Origin of the sequence: Rodentibacter trehalosifermentans (genome assembly GCF_002000545.1) — a bacterium.
In the GTDB taxonomy this organism is placed as follows: Bacteria; Pseudomonadota; Gammaproteobacteria; order Enterobacterales; family Pasteurellaceae; genus Rodentibacter; species Rodentibacter trehalosifermentans.
The window spans coordinates 1-2910 of the sequence record NZ_MLHL01000076.1; the positions used below are offsets into that span (position 1 = coordinate 1).

3 protein-coding genes are annotated in these 2910 nt (G+C 42.9%); all 3 read right to left on the reverse strand.

Going from position 1 to position 2910, the window contains the following annotated elements; genetic code table 11:
• Nucleotides 1-660 (reverse strand): VENN motif pre-toxin domain-containing protein (locus tag BKK52_RS11810; RefSeq protein ID WP_208606164.1); only part of this gene is annotated, 660 nt, incomplete at its 3' end.
• Nucleotides 661-818: 158 nt separating this feature from the next.
• On the reverse strand, nucleotides 819-1052 hold the full coding sequence (locus tag BKK52_RS11815; protein ID WP_077420592.1) for a hypothetical protein: 234 nt from the start codon (nucleotides 1050-1052) through the stop codon (nucleotides 819-821).
• A complete protein-coding gene (locus BKK52_RS13960) occupies nucleotides 1042-2787 on the reverse strand; it encodes a VENN motif pre-toxin domain-containing protein (protein WP_143531424.1) in 1746 nt (581 codons plus the stop codon). Before BKK52_RS13960 ends, BKK52_RS11815 begins: the two co-directional genes overlap by 11 nt.
• Nucleotides 2788-2910: the final 123 nt, after the last annotated feature.

Consider the following 2910-nt stretch of genomic DNA (forward strand, 5'->3'; position numbering starts at 1 on the left):
GGCACTAATGAATGTACCGCCTTGTTGGTCTGTCGTGCCATTGGCTTTTGCGGTGAGCGATGCTGCCAAGCCCCCTGCCAATTGACTTAAAGTGCTGATGTTTTCTTTCTCACTTGCGGTGAGTTGCGCGGGTGTTTTGTCGTAAAGGGCTTTGGTGAGTAGGGTTGCGGTGGCTTCACCCGTTACACCTGCCACTGCACCCGTTAACGGGTCTTTGCCTGTGAGTTGGAACTCTACCGCTGAAAGTAAAGCATGTGCCGCAAGGTTGGCTGCCTTATCTTTTGTGCTATCGCCATTTGTCATCTCGTGGATTTGTTTGTTGAGATAAGGCGAAGCCAAAGCCACTATCGTACCATTGGTGTCGTTTTGTGCTGCCGCCTGAAGCGCTGCAGTTACCGCACGGATTGCCATGCCATTTGGGCTGCCTATACCAACGTTGTTATCAATCTTCTGTTGGGTTTTGTTAATTTCCTGTGTAATAGTGCCAATCTGCTTGTCAAGCACTGCCACTTGAGCATGGTTAGCATCATTGTCACCAAGAGCTTTTTTCTGTTCTTCTAGTTTGAACTTCTCAAGCCCGAGCTTGTTAATTTTCTCCCGTTCTTCATAAGTCGCTATGTTGACAGCATTGTTAGCAATCTCGCCTATCACTTTCGCCATTTCTTGCCGCTCTTGCACTTTTTGTAGGTCTTGTTTATTGACCTGCTGATTGGCATTTTTTGTATCCCTCGAAAGGACGGTCAGCAAGCGTAGCGTGTGTGAAACCCAGTTTCACGCACGGAATAACTAATTCGTGCTACGCTCGCTACTTTTTATGCCTAATAAATATCTTGGAAAAAATTTTCAACTAATTTGATTGCCTCCTCTTGATATTTTTCTTTCCATGAACGCCAATTTACAGGCTGTCCAGATTCAATCCATTCGTCAAGTGCTAAAGCATTAAGAATCTCCATATTCAACCAACTATCTAGATAACCATAATTTATTTCCATTTCATTAACAAAATAGCTATATGAGAATATGTTATCTGTGATTAATAATTTATTTTTCATAAGTAACTGTAATAACCTTTCCTTTATCATTAGTTATAACTTTGATTCCATTAATACGATCTTTATATATAGAAACGCCTAACTCATTTGTTATTTTATTTCCCACTTTTATTGTATTTTCAATTACAGATGGAAAAATTCCCCTATCTTGCATTCTATCTAAAGCATGCCCAGAATATTCTCTTCCACTTATATAAGCACTCTCATTTCTGACAGGCTGATAATTAGGGTTCTTAGGTTGATTCATTTGATTATATCTACTTCCGATAGGCTTAGTATACCCGAGAACATTTATATCCCCTTTCTCATACTCACTAAATTTGTCTACCAGAGGTAACTTATCATTCGCATTAGCACCTTTACCCGAAACCAAATATTCAACTTGGCGATAACGTGGACCGCCGTAATCGTTATATGCCATAGTAGGTGTGGCTTTTACTCCATAACGAGTTGGGATGCGTTTTGCATTTGCGGCTCTGCCTCCCCCAATAGCCACAACAGTATTCATTATCTCTTCTGAAAGCTCTGCGAAGTTTTGAGGAAGACGTGGTACTAATTCCAATTCATTTTGTACTTCACGATAAATGACTTCATCTGGTTTCCAATCATCTTTACTTCTTCCCCAACCCAAGAGCGTTTGGTGTTCTTCTGGCACATGCTTCATCGCATCATCGACTTGCTCTTGATAACCATAAACTGGGAAGCTGTAATTTCTTGCGGCATCTCTATCAAGATGATCACGTTTAAAGACTTTCATTGCGCTATCAATCGTGGTGCGAGGCATATCTACGTTTCTTTCCCCTCCGCCATAATTTGTTCGACCACTGGCTGTTTCCAAAAGATAACGCTCTAAGAATCGGTCAAAATCTATTTTTTCAACTTTCGATAGCTTTTCACCTCTCTTAATCTTATCAAGTAGCCAATCACTGCGTTGATCGAAATAGCCCAATCCCACAATTTCTTCTTTCTCATCTTTTGTAAGTTCTTCGCCTCGTTGACGTTTTTGCAAGAGATAATTCAAGCGTTTTCTTGAAGAATCACTCAAAAAATTATTCTCCACCGCCCGTTTCGCCGTCTCCGCCCCTGCTGTCGCTGTCAGGAAGTTGCCTCCTTGTTGCTCTGCGGTATTATTTGCTTCCGAAGTGAGTGCGCCCGCTAAACCCCCTGCAATCTGACTTAAAGTGCTGATGTTCTCTTTCTCACTTGCCGTCAGTTCCTTAGGCGATTTTTCGTAAAGTTTTTTGGCGATGATTTCTGCTGTTATCTCGCCTGTCACCCCTGCAACCGCACCCGTTAACGGGTCTTTGCCTGTGAGTTGGAACTCTACTGCAGAGAGCAGTGCGTGTGCCGCAAGGTTGGCTGCCTTATCTTTTGTGCTATCGCCATTTGTCATCTCGTGGATTTGTTTGTTGAGATAAGGCGAAGCCAAAGCCACTATCGCACCATTGGTGTCGTTTTGTGCTGCCGCCTGAAGCGCTGCAGTTACCGCACGGATTGCCATGCCATTTGGGCTGCCGATGCCATAAGTGCGGTCGATATTCTCTTGGATTTGGTTGATTTGTGCATCATAACCCGCAAGGATTTGTTTACCCTCATCGGTATTGCGCTTACCCCCCAATTTCAATTTCTCTGAAGCCTTAAACTTCTCAAGACTTAACTTGTTGATTTTTTCTCGCTCTTCATAAGTAGCAATACTAATGGCGTTATTCGTAATTTCCCCTATCACTTTCGCCATTTCTTGCCGTTCTTGCACTTTTTGTAGGTCTTGTTTATTGACCTGCTGATTGGCATGCTTCGTATCTCTCGAAAGTGCGGTCAGCGAGCGTAGCGTGTGTGAAACCCAGTTTCACGCACGGAA

What these genes read in the sequence shown, in the direction of transcription:
- BKK52_RS11815 (WP_077420592.1), bottom strand. Translation starts at nt 1,052, where the DNA reads ATGAAAAATAAATTATTAATCACAGATAACATATTCTCATATAGCTAT.
- BKK52_RS13960 (WP_143531424.1), bottom strand. Translation starts at nt 2,787, where the DNA reads ATGGCGAAAGTGATAGGGGAAATTACGAATAACGCCATTAGTATTGCT.